The organism is Acidobacteriota bacterium (genome assembly GCA_022562055.1).
Taxonomy (GTDB): Bacteria; Actinomycetota; Acidimicrobiia; order Spongiisociales; family UBA5794; genus BMS3BBIN02.
In genome coordinates, this window is sequence record JADFQA010000009.1 from 41,576 (window position 1) to 59,806 (window position 18,231).

Consider the following 18,231-nt stretch of genomic DNA (forward strand, 5'->3'; position numbering starts at 1 on the left):
GTCTACGACTTCTGGAGGATGTTTTCCGCTTTTGTCAGGCCCTCGCGATATCGGCGGGCGAGTTCGTCGTTGATTTGCTCATGTGCGGCGTACACCGCACGTCTGTCGCGTGACACCAATCGTTCGACATCGGCAAGTGACGTGCGAATCTCTTCAAGTTCGGCGTCTTCGAGGACCGGTAGCCTCGTCAGAAAGTCATCGCCGAGGACGCGGTCAACAATTCGGCGCCCCTCTTCGGGTATGTCCGGCATGTCAACCGATAACGGGCGGGGCATGCCAGATCGACTGCCACCAGACATGTCGCTTGCGAGGATCTCAGGGAGTGCATCGATGAGGCTACGAGTCTCTTCGCCCGAGCGTCGCCGCACTTCGAAGCTGAGAAGGTCGAGTCTGCCATGGAGTAACCGGCGGTAGTACGACAGTTCGGTATCGAGGTCGTTGCAGATGGACCGCTTTTCTCGAAGCTCGTCCATGTCAGCATCGGCGAGTCCTTCGACGAACGCGGACTCTGTCACGATGTCGATACGGCGTTTATGCGTGTCTGTCATCATTGCTCTCCGAGTGGCGGTGTATGCAGGTTAACAATTTGCTCGCAGAGTCGGGTACGGGTTTTTCCACCGGCTTCCGACCGCCTGGATCTGGAAGTGAACGTGGGGTCGCCCGCCGGCGGCGTTGCCGGAAGCACCGTTGTAGGCGATCACTTGGCCAGCCGTCACCCGGTCGCCGGTCTTGAGCCCGGACACATATCCATCGAGGTGTGCGTAGTAGAACCGCATCCCGTAGTCGGTGGTCAAATACACGACGATGCCACCGAGTCCGCCGGTCTTGAGGCGCACGGTGCCGTTGCCCACCGCGACAACCGACTTGCCACGGCCCGCAAATATGTCGGTTCCCTGGTGCGTCCTCCCGCCCGAGCGCGGGAAGCCCCAGTCGTTGATGAATGTTCCACCCGGAAGCGGACAGCGCAACCCCGGCGTTGCGTCGGGGGGAAATCCACCGGAAGCGCCGCGTTTTTTGGCAGCCTCGATCGCTCTGAGTCGGGCCTGCTCACGGTTGTATGCGTTGACGGCGGCCCGCGTCGTTGCGCTTGCAGCGTGGAGCTGTTCGTCGCGTTCGCGCTCGATTTTATCGAGCACGGTGACGAGTTCTTCACTGCGCGCATTGATCTCAGCGACACGAACTCTGTCGGTGTCCAGAATCGTCTTCAGCTTGTTGGCTTCTACCGTGATGGACGTGTAGTTCTGAAGCTGTGCGATTTCTCGTTCGGCCGCCCGTTCGAGTAGAAGCTGGGTTGTCATGAGGTCTTGAATCGATCCGGCAGACAGGGCAAGTCCGATGATCGACGCGCTCGTGTTCGACGTGTACGATTCAAACAGCAGCGTTTCTGCCCGGTTCTTGAGGTCTGTGGCCTCACTTTCGTACGCCCTGATTTGGTCCACCAACCGGGTAGTTTTGTATGTGAGTTGTTCGAGTTCAGCGTTGATCAGCTGATACTCGGTGAGTGCCGCCTCAAGCTTGTCGTTGGCAATCTGGTATGCCGCAACGGCCCTTTCTTCTTCGGCCCGCGCGCGATTGATCTGCTCTTTCGTCTGGGCGAGTGCGCCCGTCGGGATGATGAGGAAAACCGCTAGCGCAGCCCCTACAAGCGCACGGGCGCGTGGTCGTGAGGTCATAACCACAAGCTTAGCGACGCTCGTGTCGAATACATCACTCGGGTGGTGCCGACTGCTGGTACGGTTCGGTGCTGTGTCGATCACGAATTCTCAGCGTGCACTTCAATTCGTGCGGTCGTAGTTGGGTGACACGGACGCGGCCAGCCAGCGGGGTCGGTTTTCCGATTGGGACGTTCGCCGTGAACGTCTTCGGTTCAGCGATGTTGGGACTTCTTGTCGGATACTTTGGGTCGTCTGCCAGCGCCGATCTCCGCCTCGGCCTATTTGTCGGTGTGCTTGGCGGGTTCACGACGTTCAGCACATTTGCGGTCGAGTCGGGGAACCTGGCGAGAGGTGGCTTTGCGAGCACCGCAGCGGTCTATGTTGCGGTATCGGTTCTCGCCGGGCTGGTTTTTGCTTTGGCAGGTCTCCACCTAGGCGAGCTGATCGCCGACTAGAGAAACCAGGTTGTCGCCACCCAGTAGCTAGCTACGCCGAGGGTCATCGAGTCGAGACCTGTGAGACGCCCGGGCGATGTTGTCGTGTGGAGCACCCGGTCTGTGCGGATCAGCGAGCCGACCGACCTGCCGGCGATCATGCCGAGGGCTGTCATGATCGCGATGAGAGCGGCGCTGGGGATCGAGATCCCTTCGGTTAGAAACGTCGACGCGATTCCACCGAGGAGGGCTGCACCAAGAGTTGCGGTGTTTGCGTCGAATGTGGACACGTGGCTTGAGGCGCTGGTTTGACGGGTTGCGATCCAAACGCCGACACCGGTGAGTCCGGCTATGAGAAGCAGCATCCGAGTCTGCTGAATCGACGCCAAGCGCACCAGGACGAGGCTCCCTGACGCCACCGTTCCCACGACCGAGAGAGTGACCGTGTGTGAGAGGTTGGCCACGTTGCGGTGTTCCGCGCCCAGTACGGTCCATGCCATCGGCACGATCGCCGCGATCGCGATCGCGCCCGCCAGCCCCGTGAATCCCCAAGCCCACACCGCGTTGGCGCCCGCAGCCGCGCCGACCATGGCTGCCGGAAAGTTTACGTGCGCACCGCGACCGCGCATTGTCTCGCCGACATCCCAGACCCACCCGAGCACCGCACCGACTGAGAGCACAACCCACACTTCGCTACTCAACGTGAGGCCGAGAGCGAAGACACCGAGGATCGTCGCCGACAATACACTGTCAATCGTTGGGGCATCGACGGTTTCGGCGAGCGCTCCGCCTGACACTGGCGGGATAAGCGCAATCTCGTCCGTTGCAGCAACAGTCGTGTCCCGATCGGTGGGGTCACCGTTTAGCCACACCTGAGCCGTTTCGAGACCTGCAGCAAAGCGGTCGCCAAAGCGGCCTGACGCCTCGTCAAGCACTGCACCAACAGTGGTCGCGTCGATGTCTACTGAAGATGTGCCCGCCGCTTCGCGGAGGGATGCAAAGAGTCGTAGAGTCGCCACACGTGTCCTTAGAGTTCAGAGCACCAGGCTAGCGGCTGAAACGCAAGGCCTCGCGCCAGGAGAACGTGTCGGTAGGGCAGCTGCGCTCAGGCAGGTTTCCATGTGGGTGTGACGAAGCTCGGGGCGCTTGCGTTTAGTCTCGGAGACCGCATCGTACTTGACCGCGTCTCACCGGTGATGAAACGACGTTTGTTCAAACCGGCTTTGGTTCTGGCAGTGATATCGGTGTCCTGTGCAACGGCCGCGCAACTCACTCCCTTGTCAACGCCGGTGTCGACGCGGATCGCTCCGGCGTCTACTTCGACGACATCCCAGACCGCGCCGGTTGCCGCGCAAAGTCCGAAGTCTCCCGATCTGATGCTTGTGTCGAGCGACTTCCCAGTTCGCCTCGGAGGCTTCGACTATTGCTGGCAGGCGGCCGGGGGCGAGTCCGCGGTGTGCGCCGATAGCTTCGGGACGGAGGTGCCGCTCGCCGCGACGGCCAACGACGGCTCCGTGGACCTCGAGTGGATGGTCGGTGGCACGCTCACAGCATGGTTCCGTCGCGATTCCGCCCAGTGTTCTGAGAAGCTTGCGCTCGCCGCACTCGGGTCCGGAAAGTGGCGGCTGTCCTTGCCTGAGGAGCCGGGAACATATCGCATCGATTTCAGCGGAGAGGCCCCGGCTGGAAACACACGGTTCGCCGTGCTCATGACATCCACCGTTGGGGGGCCGGCCAGCAGCATCACTCCGTCGGTCGATTTATCCGTAAGCGTGGCGAAACAATTGCTCACGGTTGAAGCAGAGTTTTCAGATCTCCGTATGGGGCCAGAGGCTGCGGTTGAGTTCCGCTCCGCTGACGCTGTGGTCTCGACGTGGACAATGTCGCTCTCCGAAAGCGGTCCTGGATGTGGTCGCTTTTTCGGCATCGTCGAGATCGAAGATATCACGGTCGTCGGCAAGCTTCCTTTGGACGGACTGCTGGTTGTGGACGACGGACTCTCGCGATTCGAGTTGGCCTTCCGCTGGCCGGACGATTTTGTCGACAGCTACGTCACCGGTGCAATGCAGCGAAGGTCGAGTGAGTAGGAGACCAGTGACGGGGCCCATCGATTAGGTCGCAGCAGAGGACTCCATCGCCGACGATATCAAGCACGCCGTCGGTCCGATCGTCGAACCGGGCGATGGCATCGGGTTTTCGGGTAGATGCACAGGCCCTCGGCCGGATTTTTCTGCGAGTCGGTTGTGCTGCCGCACCCCGCGATCGCGACAGTAATCGGCACTGTTGTTTGGAAAGCTAGGGGCGGATGGTGGTCCGGATCTCTCCGAAACCTATACGGGGGGTGGTGGTGCCGCCAGCGTGGCCGCGGATTATCACCTCGTCACCGTCGAGGAGGAACGTGCGTTGCGTGCCGTCGTCGAGGGTGATCGGTTCAGCGCCGTTGCGGGTGATCTCGAGCAAACAACCAAGCGAATCGGGCGTGGGCCCCGAGATCGTGCCGGAGCCGTAGAGGTCGCCAGGGTTGATCAGTGTGCGATTTGAGGTGAGGTGCGCGAGCTGCTGCGACACGGTCCAATACATGTGACGAAAGTTCGAGTTCGAGACACGGTTCCCGTTCAGATCGACGCTCAGAGCAATGTCGAAACCAGCGCTTTTCGTGGCTGACAGATGAGGGAGCGGTTCGGGTTTTTGTTCGGATGGCGGCACGCGGGTATTGGCGAGTGCTTCGAGTTGCACGATCCAGGGGGCCGTCGTTGTGGCAAACGACTTCGCGTTGAACGGACCGAGCGGGCGGTACTCCCACGCTTGGATATCACGAGCGGACCAGTCGTTGAGAAGCATCAACCCAAAAATGTGGCTCTCAGCCTCGGCGACTTCGATCGGGTCGCCACCGGGATTGGACGGGCCGGTCACAAAGGCCATCTCGAGTTCAAAGTCGAGTTTTTCCGTTGGTCCGAACACCGGGCCCCCTGGCCGCGGGAGTTGGCCGGACGGTCTGCGAAGCGGTGTGCCCGACACGGAGACTGTCGAAGCTCGGCCGTGGTACGCAACGGGCAGATGGCGCCAGTTCGGCAGAAGTGCTTCGTCGTCTGGGCGAAAGAGCCTCCCGACGTTGGTCGCGTGATACGCCGACGAGTAGAAGTCAACAAAGTCGCCAATCCTCACAGGCAGGTGCATCGTTGCGTGGGATTGGGGGATAAGCGCGGATCCAGCGATGGCCGCAAGACCGGCGCCCTCTTCGGCCAGAAGTTGCGACAGACGCCTCCTTACGTTGATCCACGTGTCTTTCCCGAGCGACAGGTAGTCGTTCAACGTCCCGGTCGCGAACACGTCATCGGGTAGGCCGAGCTCGTCGAGAAGGCCGCTGGACTGGAGGACCACCAAGTCAATGACGTCTTGACCAATCGCGACCGCGCACCGACGGTCGCCTCCTGTGCTGAAGACTCCGAACGGAAGGTTCTGGATAGGAAAGTCGCTCTCTTGAGTGACCGGTACCCATGACGTCAACGCCGGGTCGAGTGTTGGGTCTGACGTCACGGCCGCTCCTTCGGGAGTAGGACCAGCGGCCTCGGCAGCAACTCAAGGGATCGGAGGTCTTCGGTCGGTTCCTCGAAGCTGCAGCTTCCGTAGGACGGGAACAGCGCGGTCCTGATCCGCTGTAGTGCTGGGATGTCGAAGGTTGTGTCACCGACCGTCATACCGGCGACACCAATGTGGAACTGGTGGTCCTGCGATCTCGAGAGGGCCGCAACGATGGTCTCCCGCGTCGCCCCGTGGTCCGCGAGCGCAGCGGCGGCGAGCAGGTTGATGAAACCGTGACGTTCCACGCCCAGATCCGCCCACTTGTGTCGATATGGGTGGTGCAGACCGGCAGTTGCCTTGAACGGAACTCCGTGTGTGGCGCATGCGATCACGAAGTCGGCGACCTCGCCGAGGCTTGGGAACGCCGCGGCGGTCGCCCCGCCGGTGCGCAGCTTGGCGCCGAGCGTGCGGTGTCGGTCGGTCGTTTCGTTGGCGATTGCCGGAACCACAATATCTAGGGTGGTCTGCCAGGACTCCGTCCGCGGTATTTCGAAGAAAGGCACAACGGTCGGGGAGATCGAGCACGCTGCGTCGATGTATGGCACGATGTCGGGGCGCCCGGATGTAAGTGCGAACTCAGACGGTAGCGGCACTTCGGTGAATACGATCTGTACCGCCGACCCCATCTCTGCGGCGAATACCTGCGTCGTCGCTGCCGCGCTCGCAACGTCGCCGTCGAGGATCACGGCGAGCGGCCATGGCGCCTCACCGTTCTCCATTGTTGGTATCAGCGAGGCGGCAAGTTCGGCAAGACGGCTTGCCGGGCAGATGAACCTGCCGGCAATCCATGCCTCAGGCGAGCTGCGTGCGTTGCGGTACCCGGCTATCGCGTCGTCCATCGCCAGCGATGCCGGTGGGAACAGTCCGGCGTAGTCGACGAGTCCTTCGAACAGGACGCGCCGTGCGTCTAGGAACATGGCGCTGGGATCCAGGTGTGCAATATCATGTCTGCCAGCTCGAAAGGTATGCGGGATCCTCGCAGTCGAAGCCCGAAGTTCCAATGTCGAGCGGTCGGAAGGTGTCAATCATGACAGCGATTTCCTCAGTTCCCGCCTTACCGATTCCGGCCTCGACAGACCCAGGCTGTGGGCCGTGTGTGTGGCCGGCCGGGTGCAGTGAGAGGGAGCCTTGCGCGATCCCGGACCCTTTTCTCGACATGAAGTCACCGTCCATGTAGAACAGAACCTCGTCCGAATCGACGTTGGCGTGGTGGTACGGGACCGCAATCGCGAGCGGGTGGTAGTCGAACAGCCGCGGCACGAACGAACACACCACCAGGTTCGGCGCCTCGAACGTTTGGTGCACCGTTGGTGGTTGGTGGATGCGGCCGGTGATTGGCTCGAAATCGAATATCGAGAATGTGTGCGGGTAGAGACATCCGTCCCATCCCACGACATCGAACGGGTGGTTCTCAAACACGAACCGTGACGTCCCGCCGCGGTGTTTGACCAGCACGGGCACGTCCGTGCCTTCTTCGAGGAGGGGTTCGGTGGGTCCGTGGAGGTCCCGCTCGCAGTACGGGGCGTGTTCGAGGAACTGACCATGGCGTGACAAGTACCGCTTCGGTGGGGTGATGTGGCCGGTCGTTTCGAGGATCAGCGCCCGCACTGTGTCTGACGTGATTACCCATCGGTGGATCGTTGATGCCGGGATGATGACGTAGTCGCCCCGCTTGAAGGGGAGCCTACCGAACGTCGAGTCGAGGAAACCCTCGCCGTGCTCGATGAAAACCATTTCGTCCCCAATGGCGTTCTTGTACAAACCCGATGTAGTGGACACATGGGCGTACGAGATCCGGCAGTCGTTGTTCCCCATCAGCAGGTTGCGACCCTCGACGAGGTCGTGCGTCACTCCCAACTTATGTGACCGCATGTGGCGCGGCATCAACGGGCGGTTCGGTTCGAGTGTCTCGTGGCTCAGCGATAGCGATTCAATGCTCTTCATCGCGGTTGGGCGGGTCTTGTGATAGAGCAGCGCCGAGTCGAAGGAGAAACCCTCTTCGCCCATGAGTTCTTCGGTGTACAGGGAGCCGTCTTCTTGTCTGAATTGAGTGTGACGTTTTGGTGGAATCTCGCCGACGCTGCGGTAATACGGCATGACTATCTCCTTACGAGTTTCTGTCGGGGTGGTGTTGCTGTTGCTGCGGATGCGACAAGTGCGATCGCGGGGCCAAGTTCTGCAATGGGTGGTAGCCGGTTTGTCGGTGCGACGATGCCGATCGACGCGACGGCCGTTCCCGTGTGATCGAGGACCGGTGCCGCTATACCCGTGACGCCAGGCTCGATTTCGTCGTGGGAGACCGCAAAACCTGCAATGCGGACTTGTTCGACTTGTGCTTCGGTCTCGCTGTTGAGTCGTAGTGTGAGACGATTCGGATGAAACGCGAGAATTGCGCGCCCGTGCGCCCCAACTGTCATGTGGTGAGAGGACCCGACGCGGTAGTCGACCCTAACCATGCGACCAGACGCCACCACTTGGTCGGTGGCGATGGCGAAAGCGCCGTCGGGTATTGCAACGAGCGCGGTCTCGTTCCATATATCCGCCAACCTAACGATGGCAGGTCGGAGGGCGTCGGTTACGTTGCTCGTAGCCCTGCGAGCCAGGTCGAGGATCCCACTGCCGAGGACCCACCCGGTCTCGCTCTGGCGAACCAAGTCTCCGTATTCGAGCGACCGTAGACATCTGAGCACGGCCTGTCGGCTCGCACCGAGATCCTGCGAGATGCCGGTCGCCGTTGCAAGCGCGGCGTCGGGGATGTGGTGGAGCACACGCAACGCAAGATCCACGGTCTTGGATGTCTCTGCCATGTCATCACTCTAGAGACCGCGTCCGTATTATTCAATCGGGCGTCCGTATAACGGACGAATCTCCTCAGTTGGCGCACTAGCCACTTTGACCAACCAAAAACGGGTCTACCGCGGTAGCCCGTGGTGGCCTACGGTGCTAGTGGTGCGGTGAGGAAAAGGGAGTGCTGGTGTGGCAGCGCAAGTGAAGGCCCCGAACGTGGTGATCCCACTGCAGGCCTTGTTTGAGGTGATGAGCGACGGCGTGCTCATTACCGACGTTCATGGGCAGCGGTCGTACTCGAACCGTGCTCTCAACAATCTCGTTGGCGGGGACGCCCGTGACCCGATCGGCTCTAACGAACCACCCAGTTGGCTGCCAACCGACCAGCACGACCGCTACCGGTCCCTGGTCTCCTCGATCCGCAAGGGCGGCCTGTACGATGCGACCTTGTCGCTCGAGTGGACAGTGTTGTCCAAGAGCGGCCCGTCGCGTTCGGTCGCCATCCAGATCATCCCGATGAACGGGTCTGGCAGCGCAGTGAGTGCGTTGCTCTGGCTGATCATTGCGTCCGAGCCGGTACCTGTGGCAACGGGTCCGGCGCGGCTTGCCCAGTTGGAGGAGTCGCTGCGGCGTATCGCCGGGGAGGTAACGCGTGCCGGGCTTGATGTTGCGCGAGTCGTTAACACCCGGTCGCTAGATCACGACGAGCTTGCATCCCTTTCCCGACGCGAGCGCGAGGTGCTTGGGCAACTTCTCGAAGGCCACAGGGTTATCTCGATTGCGCGAGAACTCGGTGTATCGGAGCACACGGTTCGTAACCACATTAAGTCGATGTTCCGCAAGGTGGATGTGCACTCGCAGGCGGAATTGGTGTCCCTCGTCCGTAGGATTCAGAACGCCGGCTGAGGAGCGACCGTTCGGGTCTGGCATACTTGAACCATGGATGTGCAGCTTGTCGAGGTCGGACCGCGAGATGGTCTGCAAAACGAATCCGCGATTCTTGACACCAAAACGAAGGTGGCATTGGTCCGTCGGTTGATGGACGCTGGAGCGACGCGGATCGAGGTTGCATCGTTCGTGCACCCTCGGCTGGTACCGCAAATGGCCGACGCCGAGAATGTGTGTGCCGCTCTCCCTGAGAGCCAATACGTCTCCTACATCGGGGTTGTCCTCAACGGTCGCGGTTTGGACCGAGCGCTGTCCACCAACGTCAACGAAGTCAACTTTGTCGTCGCTGCAAGCGAGGAGTTCTCTGAGCGAAACCAGGGTGCAGCGTTAGAGGAAGCCGTTTCGGAAGTCGAGCGGATGATACCCGTTGCCCGAGGAGCCGACAGGTTTGTGACTGTCACGATAAGCGTTGCTTTCGGGTGCCCGTTCGAAGGCGAGGTCGACCCCGCAACGGTGATCCGCCTTGCTGAGCGGGCGGTGGCTGCCGGTGCACAAGAAGTCGCGCTTGGCGACACCATCGGGGTTGCGGTGCCAAGCGACGTGTCGAGAATCGTGCCGCAGCTCCAGGACGCCATTGGGGACTCGGTGTTGCGTGTGCATTTTCACGACACCCGCCGGACGGGTCTCGGCAACGTAGCGGAAGCGTTGCGTCTGGGTGTCCGCGTCGTCGATGCCTCTGTTGGTGGCGCTGGCGGTTGCCCGTTTGCGCCACAGGCGACAGGGAATGTTGCGACCGAGGACGTGCTCTATTTGTTTGAGCGGGCCGGCTACGAACATGGCATCGACGGAGGTGCCATTGTCGAAACTGGCCGTTGGCTCGGCGATCAACTCGGCGTCAAGCTGCCCGCAGCGATCGCTCGTTCTGGCGGGTTCCCCACTGGGCGTGCGTCGGATGAACAGGAGTAACGTTCACTCATGCCCATGCCCATTTGTTTTCTCTCCGATCTGGGTCACACGCCCGAGCACGTTGGTGTTGCGCACGGCGTCATCGGCCGCATAGATCCATCGCTCACGGTCATAGACATAACGCACGAGATCCCCTCCGGGAACGTGCGAGCAGGAGCGCTCGCCCTGCTGCGCACCGTCCAGTACTTGCCGGAGGGTGTGATTCTCGGTTGTGTGAATCCGCTGGGTTCCCGCCTCATTGCGGCGCGGACTCCCGCTGGCATCTTTGTCGGACCCGATAACGGCCTGCTGGCTCCAGCGGTCGCGATGGTCGGTGGGGCAGACAAAATCGTTTCGATCGAGTCTGACGAGTTTCGAATCCCCTCGTCGGGTGAGACCTTGGTCCTTCGCGACGTTCTTGCTCCGGCCGCTGCAGCGCTGGCATCCGGCCAAGCGGTCATCGATGATCTCGGACCGGTTCGTACACCCGAGTCGGTGACACCGCTCATCCTTCCTCTTGTTGACCACACCGAATCCGGCGTCGTTGGGGAAATACTCTGGGTAGATGGCGATGGCACGGCCCAATCCAACGTGTCACCTGCCGATCTCAACATGATCGACGTTGCTGAGGGTGACGAGGTGGTGGTGCGTGTCGGGGCAATCGAGCATCGGATCACGTGGGTCGACGATCGGCGTTCCGTTGGCGGCGGCGACGGGTATTTGTTTACGGACTCCTTCGGGCAGATCGCCATCGGCGTGACCGGCGGATCAGCGGCTGAGTACTACGCCCTTGAAGAGCGGATTGCAGTGACGTTTCGACGAGCCGAGCGAGGCATTCCGATCTCTGTTGCTCCGAGAAGGGCAGACGGATGAATCGAAGGTTGGCATGCGCTGCCTCCTGATCCCACGCCGTCGGGTTCTCAGACGATCCCGCGTAGGTAGATGTTGATCACGAATGCACCCATAATCAGAGCGAGTAGGACCATGAGGACGAGAGACGTTGCTGGACGCATAGTTGCAAGGTTAGTGGTGCGCTAGTGAACAGATCCGTCGTTATCTTCGTAACCAGAGATGGCTGCGCGTTGTGCGATGAGTTGTTCGAGCGAGTTGTCAACCAGGCCAAACATCTCGGTGTCGAGGTGACTACCGTTGATGTCGACGCCGACCCGGACCTTCTCGCCCGTTTCGGGCACGCGGTGCCTGTGTTGATGCGTGCCGGCGGAAAGGTGCTCGCCTCCGGCCGTGTATCTTCGGTGGATGTGTGGGTTGCACTCATAAGGGCGAAGTTCTCGCCAAAGTAGGCGCTTAGGATTTCAGTGGCGAGGACCAGGGCTATCCTCCGCTTGTGAAAAATATCACAATCCCGTCCGCAACGATTTCACGTCTCCCGGTGTACCTGAGGTCGTTGGGTGACATCGCAACCGCGCAGACCACGATCAGCTCGATCCAGCTTGCGGAGATAGCGGGTGTTAACGCGGCTCAGGTGCGCAAAGACCTCTCGAATCTAGGAGCTACTGGTGTTCGAGGCGTCGGGTACAGCGTCGCGGATCTACGCCTGGACCTTCGCGAGGCTCTCGGCCTCACCCACGGCTACCACGTGGCGATCGTCGGCGCAGGCAACCTTGGAGCTGCCCTTGCCAACTACGGCGGTTTCGCCTCCTGGGGATTCGAGGTCGGCGCGGTATTCGACACCGACCCGCACAAAATCGGCGAGACCATCGGCGACCTCACAATCGACGACCTTGTCCATCTGGGAACCATTGTGAAGCAGCGTGGCATTGAGATTGGCATCGTCGCGACACCCGCTAGTGGAGCGCAAGATGTTGTGAATCGTTTCGTGGACGCGGGTATCCGCTCCATACTCAACTTCGCGCCCGCGGTAGTGCACGTCCCCGCCGACGTCGCGTTGCGCAGAGTCGATCTCTCAACCGAGCTCCAGATCCTCACCTACCACCTACATCATCGCAAGGCCGCCGGGTAGACGCCGCGCAGGCGAACACATCTTCTGAGATCTACCAAAGTCAGAATCCCGGATCGATTTGGCGGCCTGCTGAGTTGCGCCGGACAGCCGCTCAGACCTCCGCTACTCGGGGACCCGACTACAGGTCGGACTCTTTTTCGTACTTGTCTAGTGCAACGATGAACATGACGAACAGGATCAGCGATGCAACGGTGAGTCCGATGGCGGGGATACGAACCTCAATGGCGTTGAGACCCTGGACGCTTGAGGGTCGAATGCCTCGCGGTGCGTAAACGACGAAAAGCGTAGACCCGATGGTCAACCAGCCAAACAATGCTGCGCCAGACACGAGAAGGGCCAGGCGTTTCCCAAGATTGGTGTAGATCAGCGCAACGCCGCTGCCGATGAAGGCGAGCAGTGCCGATCCGGCGATCAACAATCCGCGGGCGGCGACAGAGAATCTGGTGAGCTCCCCGGTTTCGTCGATCTGTTTGAAAATGTTGGTGTATGCGTCTCCGAGAACGCCCCGTGCCGCCGGGATGAAGGCAGTGAACGCGACGACAATCGCAAAGACTCCGAGTTTTTCCAGACCTGATAGTCCGGACTCGTCACGATGGATGCGATGGAGTAGCGTTTTCACATCGAGTCCTCGTAGATGGCGATGAGTTCGATGTCTCGTTGGCTGAGCATCTTTCCGAAGGCTGGCATACGCCCGGTGCCAATTCCGTTGATCCCGTAGGACTGGCCGAATGTGGTGCCTTTGATGATGAGTTTCAGATGATCTTCGAACCGAACAAACTGCGAATCGGCTCTGCCATCGAGCAACGACGGACCCCACGCTCCCGACCCCGCGGGTTGTTCGTATGCAACACCTGCGGAGTATCCACCGGTGTGGCAACGGGCGCAGTATGCGTTGTACAGGCCGACAGCCCGGGTTGCCTCGTCCAATGAAAGCCCGGTGTTCGCGCTGACCTCGCTGAAGTCCGTGAACCACTTTCGATCCTTGGCAGACTGGACGAGGAAGCCCATGGACGTGTTGGCAGTCAGCAGGAACGCTTCATTGCGTTCGGTCATGACCTGAAGGTTGAGGTGGCGTGCGCCGACCAAGGTGAGAAACTCGTCTACCTCGTCAAGGTCGCTCTCGAGCATCCCCGAGGCGTCAGCCATCGAGAATGGGTTGTCGGTTTCGAGGGCGAGCAAGAGGGCTTCGGTCTCGACAAACGAGACGACAAACTCTCCATCGACCTTCTTGACGAGTCGTGTTTGCATCTGCTCGAACGCCAATTCGGACATGTCGTTCAGCGTGGTCTCGGCTGCATCGGTAATGCCGTCGCGATCCGTGTCGACTCCAGACGTCCCACATACTCGGTCGACGAGAGCTGCGGATTTACTCGTGCACGTTCCGTCACCACCGAGCAGGGCGCTGAGCTGCTCCGGGAAGGTTTCGATCGGCTTAAACCGCGACGGAGCGTCGGCGATGTCGTCGATAACCGCTTGCTGGATGAGGATCAATTCGGCGACCTTTTCGTCACCCGTCTCGAGGCGCTTGATAGCGGAGTCAACTGCAGGCTCGATCTTGCGCAACACGTCGCCCTGGGTAACACCAAAGTCCTCAATGTAGGCCATGACTTGAAGAACCTCTTGAAACGTCATGGCGCCACCGCCGGGTATGCCGTTCGCAGGCATCGGTGTTCCCTGGCGCCCGTGGTTGATGATCCCCGAGATTTCTTCCTCGTCGAAAAGGAAAAAGAGGTCGTTTAGCGAGGGGGCGCTCCACGAGGTGCTGAGTCCCGATCGGACCTCGACGAAGCTTGCCCCGCCGCCGACACCATCCGCTCCGTGACAATCGATGCAGGAGAACTGGTTGAACCATCTCTCTCCCTCATCGATGTCTTTTTCGTGGATTGCTTCCGCAGCGCCGATCTGGCGGTCGGCTTCGTTGAGGTAGTAGATGGGTACGACCAGAGCTAACACGGCCGCGGCGACCATTGCCGAGCGCAACACAGTGTTGAGCTGGACGTTCTCGAGATCGCCGTCAGACAGATATGGCTGGAGGTTCTTTGCGGGCTCTTCGCCGCCTGACTGGGGCCGGGCGGCAATCCACAGCCACGCAATCCACATCACGAACACCGCGGTGGCGACGATCAGAACTATCGAACCAATGCCGACGTTTGGTGGTCCCGTGCCGGTTGGACGCGCTTCGACGAAGAAATACAACGTTTGTAAGTCAATCAATTGCAGGCCGGTCCTTGCGGGTAGGCGACGCTCTTGACTTTGGCACGCGAAGTCTCGAACACTGTGCCAGTATGGATGATGAGGTTGTTTTCCTCGTCGACCGTGACCATGAACCGGTCCATGTTGCGAGGCGCCGGACCTTCAATGTATTCGCCGTGCAAGTTGTACTTCGACCCGTGACATGGGCACTCGAATCCCTGCGACGGCAGACACTCAGGTACTCGGCACCCTAGGTGAGGACACCGGTGCCAGATCGCCATGATGCCCGGTTCGGCACCGGCACCAACGATCACGCTGTCCGCGATGTCGGCGAGAATCGACGCGGATACATCTCCACGGAATGGCACAATCCACGCTTGCGCGGCAGGGATAGGCTTCGGCTTGATCGTGCCATCGGCCTGAATGACCTCCGTCCGGAGATCGTCGATGTTGCCGGCTGAGATCGGTGAGCCAAATCCGCCTTTGACTTTTGGCCAAAGAAACGCAAGGTACGCAAGGCCCTGTGTAGCGAGAAATGTGCCGAAGAAACCGAGGATGGCGCGGTTGAAAAACATCCGCCGGGTCGCACCGTAGTCCTCTTCGGATACCACCTCGCGCTCCGTAAGCGGATCGGCGATCGGCCCTGCATCCTCAACAGCTTCGGGGACGAGGACCTCGATCGAATCAGACTCAGCGCTAGGCGCGGAGAGCTTTCGCGCCTCGGCCTTACGAGCCCTGCGGTCCGCTTTTGCAGCGCGCCTGTCGAACGATCCTGTTATCGGTCCTGCGTCGGGGCCGCGTCCGACAGCGATGCTCGCAACAGCAGCGACAACGAGGACAGTTACGAGTCCAATACCGATAATGAAGGCGGTTTGAGCGTCCATCAGAAATCGAAGAATATCCCGTCTACCCAGGGGAATGTGAAGTTAAACCCTGGGCCTCGGAAAAACGAGCCGTACGTCGTGAGCACCGCGGCTCCCATGAAGAAGAATGAAAAGATCATGATTGCTAGCTTGCGGTCAGACGGCCGAACTGATGGATTGCGGTCAATGTAGGGAATGAATGCCAGCGCGGCCAAACCGTATCCAGGCAGGATAATGCCGGCAACCATTGGATCGAAGTAAGACAGCAATTCCTGCAAGCCGAGGAAGTACCACGGCGCCTTGGACGGGTTCGGTTGCTGGTTGAAGTTCGCAAACTCGAGCAGCGGCGCATCGACGTAGATCGAGAAAACGAACAGTCCTGCGGTGACGACCAGCAGTGCTACAAACTCGATGGCGACCAGGTGCGGCCAAGTGTTCACTTTGTCCGTTGGCTCCCGCTTTGTCTGCTGGATTGCGCCAGCCCGGACGACTGTCAGAAGCCGTTGTGTGCGGACACCTTCTGGAATGGTCGGCATGGGTGCAGGAGTGCCGGCAGCGACCGGCGCCGACGCGGTCTGCGCTGCTTGGGGGGCGCCGCTCGTCGTTGCCGCCACTGGGACGCCGGAGATTTTCGCTCTTGCCGTCATTGAGCGTTGGAGGAGATCCTCAGGGACACCGAGTTCCGCTGATTCTGTGGAGATATCGCGTGCCGCGCCCACGGCTTCCGCCGTACTAGCGGAGGACGATGGGGGCGCCTCGCCTTTCATTTCAGCGAGAATCTCATCGACCGGACGGCCTGTTGCTTTGGCTTTTGCCTCGGCCGAGCGACGAAGAAGGTGTTCTGGAAGTCCTGCCATCGTATTCCCTAGAGCGGCCCTGAGATGCCGCCGTCCTTGCGGACTCGCCAGAAGTGCACGGACATGAAGATGACGATGATAAATGGTAAGAACAGGACATGCAGTACATACCACCGCAGCAGTGTGTCTGGTGTGATTTGTGTGCCACCGATCAGCGCAAAGCTCACTTGCTCGCCGATGACGGGAGCATAGCTGCCCATGTTTGAACCGACGGTCACCGCCCACACTGCAAGCTGATCCCACGGCAGCAAGTAGCCCGTGAAGGAGAGCAGCAGTGTAAGAAGCAACAGCACGATACCGACAACCCAGTTGAACTCGCGTGGTGGTTTGTAGGCGCCGTGATAAAACACACGGGCCATGTGGAGGAACACGGTCAGCACCATTGCATGCGCGCCCCACCGGTGCATATTCCTCACAACCTGACCAAACGTAACGTCGGTCGCCAACGCCTGGATGTCGAGATACGCCTGCGGCGACGTTGGTCGGTAATAGAACATCAAGAAGATGCCCGTAATGGTGAGCAGGATAAAGAGGAAGAAACTCAGCCCGCCAAGACACAACGTATACGACAATCGGACGCCGTGGCGCTTCACCTTCACCGGATGCAGGTGATACAAAACGTTGTTCATGATCACGTATGACCGGTTGCGAGGGGTGTCGGCGTAACCATCGCGGAACGGCGAGCCGGGACGAAAAATACTCGACCACGCTGCAGAAGACCTGACGTGTTGTCCGGTCTCGGCAAGTTTCGACATCAACCCGTTTTTGCTTTTGTCGCTCACCTACGCTCCTCGTCTACATTCTTGGTGCGGTGCCGTGGGCTGCCGCCGAGTGCCTTGCGCACTCGCGCACTCGCGTACTTACCAACGGATGCCATACATGTACCCGTTCTTGAAATCGCGCTGCCCAGTGTCGTGCTCCCACGGCGTTGCTTCAAATCCGTCGGTTTTGTCGGCTACGGAACCGCTGAATTTTCCGAGGCTGATAACCCCCGTGGGGCAGCGATCGATGCACAGAGCGCACCGTGTGCAGACATCTTCGTCGACGATAAAGAATCCGCCGTTTTCCTTGTTCTCGTCCGGATGATCCACGTTGACACCTTCTGAAATGGCGTCAAGCGAAAGGAAGTGGATGCACTTCCACGGGCAAATGTCAACGCATCCCTCGCAGATAATGCATTCCGACTCGTCGATGTGGAGAAACGTTTTCGGTTTGACGGCCGCCACCAGGTATGCGCCGTCGACCAACGCGAGCTGGTAGTCGTCTCGGATCGGTGGGAGGTCTTGCCACACGTCATTCGCCACGGGCTACCGCTCCTGCTTGACAGTTGGCCTGCCGAACGCCGAAATCGGCGTTACGGGGTCTGATTCGATGCGGTTCTTTTCGTAGGTTTGCCACTTCACCATGGCGACTGGGATGCCGATCAGAAGGTTTCCCGTCATGCCGGCTACGAGGATCTCTTTGAGGACCTCGTACGAGATCGAAATATCGTTGTTGAGTGCCAGCACGCGTGGAATCGTGAACAAGGTTCTTTGCGATGACCAATCGAGATCGGTTTGGGCAATGGTCAATAGTTGGTTCGGGATTACGCCAAAGAGCAGCATCACCATGGATGTGAATACGAATGCCCCGATGGCTGCTCGCGCCCAAGTCAACTGTCGGCGGTACAAGAATGCCAGTGTTATTCCCCCAAGCAGCATGAATATCCCGGTTAGGGAGATGGTTTGTGCCAGTGTGCGAATGGGCAAACCGCGCGGGATCGAGGGGTACAGCTCGCGACCGACGGAGTCCGTTGCAGGGAGGCCTACGAAATGCGCAAGCACCGCACCGCCGATAGCAGTGAAAACCCCAAGGACCGCGACAGCGATACCGATTCGGTAGAACGTGCGCAGTTGCTTTTCGTCCAGGGCCTTCACCTCGTTGTCCGTCTCGTGCGAGACGCCTCATCCTGTCAGTACCGTCTAGGTCGGTACGCGCATTCTACGCATGTGAAGTCGTCTGTGAAATCCATGCCCTTTTGACCATCGTCTCGAAGGATATGACAAT

The 18,231-nt window shown here is 60.0% G+C and carries 21 protein-coding genes; 7 read left to right on the forward strand and 14 right to left on the reverse strand.

Annotation, left to right across the window (positions count from 1 at the left end):
* Window positions 1-2: 2 nt before the first annotated feature.
* Window positions 3-548 (reverse strand): hypothetical protein, encoded by a 546-nt coding sequence (locus IIC71_04425; protein ID MCH7668438.1) that lies wholly within the window; start codon window positions 546-548, stop codon window positions 3-5.
* 30 nt (window positions 549-578) lie between these two features.
* On the reverse strand, window positions 579-1,673 hold the full coding sequence (locus IIC71_04430) for a peptidoglycan DD-metalloendopeptidase family protein (protein MCH7668439.1): 1,095 nt from the start codon (window positions 1,671-1,673) through the stop codon (window positions 579-581).
* A gap of 125 nt (window positions 1,674-1,798) precedes the next feature.
* On the opposite strand from IIC71_04430, the gene IIC71_04435 reads away from it, so the two are divergent.
* A complete protein-coding gene (locus tag IIC71_04435; GenBank protein MCH7668440.1) occupies window positions 1,799-2,110 on the forward strand; it encodes a CrcB family protein in 312 nt (103 codons plus the stop codon).
* On the opposite strand, the gene IIC71_04440 is transcribed toward IIC71_04435, so the two are convergent.
* Complete coding sequence (locus IIC71_04440) at window positions 2,107-3,108, reverse strand: MoaD/ThiS family protein (protein MCH7668441.1); 1,002 nt, start codon at window positions 3,106-3,108, stop codon at window positions 2,107-2,109. The genes IIC71_04435 and IIC71_04440 overlap by 4 nt on opposite strands.
* A gap of 108 nt (window positions 3,109-3,216) precedes the next feature.
* Here IIC71_04440 and IIC71_04445 point away from each other — a divergent pair, with 108 nt between their 5' ends.
* Complete coding sequence (locus IIC71_04445; protein MCH7668442.1) at window positions 3,217-4,176, forward strand: hypothetical protein; 960 nt, start codon at window positions 3,217-3,219, stop codon at window positions 4,174-4,176.
* Between the two features lie 208 nt (window positions 4,177-4,384).
* Here the strand turns inward: IIC71_04445 and fahA are convergent, their stop codons facing one another.
* The 4 genes from fahA to IIC71_04465 are packed head-to-tail and all read right to left on the reverse strand — an operon-like array spanning window position 4,385 to window position 8,478.
* Window positions 4,385-5,596: a fumarylacetoacetase gene (gene fahA, locus IIC71_04450; protein MCH7668443.1), complete on the reverse strand. Its 1,212-nt coding sequence runs from the start codon at window positions 5,594-5,596 to the stop codon at window positions 4,385-4,387.
* 26 nt (window positions 5,597-5,622) lie between these two features.
* Window positions 5,623-6,588 (reverse strand): hypothetical protein, encoded by a 966-nt coding sequence (locus IIC71_04455; protein ID MCH7668444.1) that lies wholly within the window; start codon window positions 6,586-6,588, stop codon window positions 5,623-5,625.
* Window positions 6,589-6,613: 25 nt separating this feature from the next.
* Window positions 6,614-7,768 (reverse strand): homogentisate 1,2-dioxygenase, encoded by a 1,155-nt coding sequence (locus IIC71_04460; GenBank protein ID MCH7668445.1) that lies wholly within the window; start codon window positions 7,766-7,768, stop codon window positions 6,614-6,616.
* Between the two features lie 2 nt (window positions 7,769-7,770).
* Window positions 7,771-8,478: a hypothetical protein gene (locus IIC71_04465; protein ID MCH7668446.1), complete on the reverse strand. Its 708-nt coding sequence runs from the start codon at window positions 8,476-8,478 to the stop codon at window positions 7,771-7,773.
* 169 nt (window positions 8,479-8,647) lie between these two features.
* Here IIC71_04465 and IIC71_04470 point away from each other — a divergent pair, with 169 nt between their 5' ends.
* From IIC71_04470 to IIC71_04490, 5 genes are all read left to right on the forward strand, one after another.
* Window positions 8,648-9,364: a helix-turn-helix transcriptional regulator gene (locus tag IIC71_04470; protein MCH7668447.1), complete on the forward strand. Its 717-nt coding sequence runs from the start codon at window positions 8,648-8,650 to the stop codon at window positions 9,362-9,364.
* 33 nt (window positions 9,365-9,397) lie between these two features.
* The gene (locus IIC71_04475) at window positions 9,398-10,312 is read left to right on the forward strand and encodes a hydroxymethylglutaryl-CoA lyase (protein ID MCH7668448.1); all 915 of its coding nucleotides are present in this window, start codon (window positions 9,398-9,400) and stop codon (window positions 10,310-10,312) included.
* 9 nt (window positions 10,313-10,321) lie between these two features.
* Window positions 10,322-11,164 (forward strand): SAM-dependent chlorinase/fluorinase, encoded by an 843-nt coding sequence (locus IIC71_04480; protein MCH7668449.1) that lies wholly within the window; start codon window positions 10,322-10,324, stop codon window positions 11,162-11,164.
* Window positions 11,165-11,328: 164 nt separating this feature from the next.
* On the forward strand, window positions 11,329-11,592 hold the full coding sequence (locus tag IIC71_04485; protein MCH7668450.1) for a glutaredoxin family protein: 264 nt from the start codon (window positions 11,329-11,331) through the stop codon (window positions 11,590-11,592).
* A 44-nt stretch (window positions 11,593-11,636) separates the two neighbouring features.
* Entirely contained in the window at window positions 11,637-12,272 is a 636-nt protein-coding gene (locus IIC71_04490; GenBank protein ID MCH7668451.1) for a redox-sensing transcriptional repressor Rex, read from the forward strand.
* Between the two features lie 118 nt (window positions 12,273-12,390).
* On the opposite strand, the gene IIC71_04495 is transcribed toward IIC71_04490, so the two are convergent.
* From IIC71_04495 to IIC71_04525, 7 genes are all read right to left on the reverse strand, one after another.
* A complete protein-coding gene (locus IIC71_04495) occupies window positions 12,391-12,738 on the reverse strand; it encodes a sugar transferase (GenBank protein MCH7668452.1) in 348 nt (115 codons plus the stop codon).
* 149 nt (window positions 12,739-12,887) lie between these two features.
* Window positions 12,888-14,486, reverse strand: a complete 1,599-nt coding sequence (locus tag IIC71_04500) for a c-type cytochrome (GenBank protein ID MCH7668453.1) — start codon at window positions 14,484-14,486, stop codon at window positions 12,888-12,890.
* The gene (locus IIC71_04505; GenBank protein MCH7668454.1) at window positions 14,483-15,349 is read right to left on the reverse strand and encodes a Rieske 2Fe-2S domain-containing protein; all 867 of its coding nucleotides are present in this window, start codon (window positions 15,347-15,349) and stop codon (window positions 14,483-14,485) included. The genes IIC71_04500 and IIC71_04505 overlap by 4 nt, the downstream gene beginning before the upstream one ends.
* Window positions 15,349-16,185 (reverse strand): menaquinol-cytochrome c reductase cytochrome b subunit, encoded by an 837-nt coding sequence (locus IIC71_04510; protein MCH7668455.1) that lies wholly within the window; start codon window positions 16,183-16,185, stop codon window positions 15,349-15,351. The genes IIC71_04505 and IIC71_04510 overlap by 1 nt, the downstream gene beginning before the upstream one ends.
* Window positions 16,186-16,193: 8 nt before the next feature.
* Window positions 16,194-16,940: a cytochrome b N-terminal domain-containing protein gene (locus IIC71_04515; GenBank protein ID MCH7668456.1), complete on the reverse strand. Its 747-nt coding sequence runs from the start codon at window positions 16,938-16,940 to the stop codon at window positions 16,194-16,196.
* A gap of 105 nt (window positions 16,941-17,045) precedes the next feature.
* The gene (locus IIC71_04520) at window positions 17,046-17,489 is read right to left on the reverse strand and encodes a 4Fe-4S binding protein (protein MCH7668457.1); all 444 of its coding nucleotides are present in this window, start codon (window positions 17,487-17,489) and stop codon (window positions 17,046-17,048) included.
* A 3-nt stretch (window positions 17,490-17,492) separates the two neighbouring features.
* Window positions 17,493-18,101 (reverse strand): hypothetical protein, encoded by a 609-nt coding sequence (locus IIC71_04525; GenBank protein MCH7668458.1) that lies wholly within the window; start codon window positions 18,099-18,101, stop codon window positions 17,493-17,495.
* Window positions 18,102-18,231: the final 130 nt, after the last annotated feature.

Excerpts from the sequence above, each read along its gene's own strand:
- IIC71_04480 (MCH7668449.1), top strand. The coding sequence starts at position 10,322 with ATGCCCATGCCCATTTGTTTTCTCTCCGATCTGGGTCACACGCCCGAG.
- IIC71_04475 (MCH7668448.1), top strand. The coding sequence starts at position 9,398 with ATGGATGTGCAGCTTGTCGAGGTCGGACCGCGAGATGGTCTGCAAAAC.
- IIC71_04460 (MCH7668445.1), bottom strand. The coding sequence starts at position 7,768 with ATGCCGTATTACCGCAGCGTCGGCGAGATTCCACCAAAACGTCACACT.
- IIC71_04465 (MCH7668446.1), bottom strand. The coding sequence starts at position 8,478 with ATGGCAGAGACATCCAAGACCGTGGATCTTGCGTTGCGTGTGCTCCAC.
- IIC71_04430 (MCH7668439.1), bottom strand. The coding sequence starts at position 1,673 with ATGACCTCACGACCACGCGCCCGTGCGCTTGTAGGGGCTGCGCTAGCG.
- IIC71_04455 (MCH7668444.1), bottom strand. The coding sequence starts at position 6,588 with ATGTTCCTAGACGCACGGCGCGTCCTGTTCGAAGGACTCGTCGACTAC.
- IIC71_04510 (MCH7668455.1), bottom strand. The coding sequence starts at position 16,185 with ATGGCAGGACTTCCAGAACACCTTCTTCGTCGCTCGGCCGAGGCAAAA.
- IIC71_04505 (MCH7668454.1), bottom strand. The coding sequence starts at position 15,349 with ATGGACGCTCAAACCGCCTTCATTATCGGTATTGGACTCGTAACTGTC.
- IIC71_04515 (MCH7668456.1), bottom strand. The coding sequence starts at position 16,940 with ATGTCGAAACTTGCCGAGACCGGACAACACGTCAGGTCTTCTGCAGCG.
- IIC71_04425 (MCH7668438.1), bottom strand. The coding sequence starts at position 548 with ATGACAGACACGCATAAACGCCGTATCGACATCGTGACAGAGTCCGCG.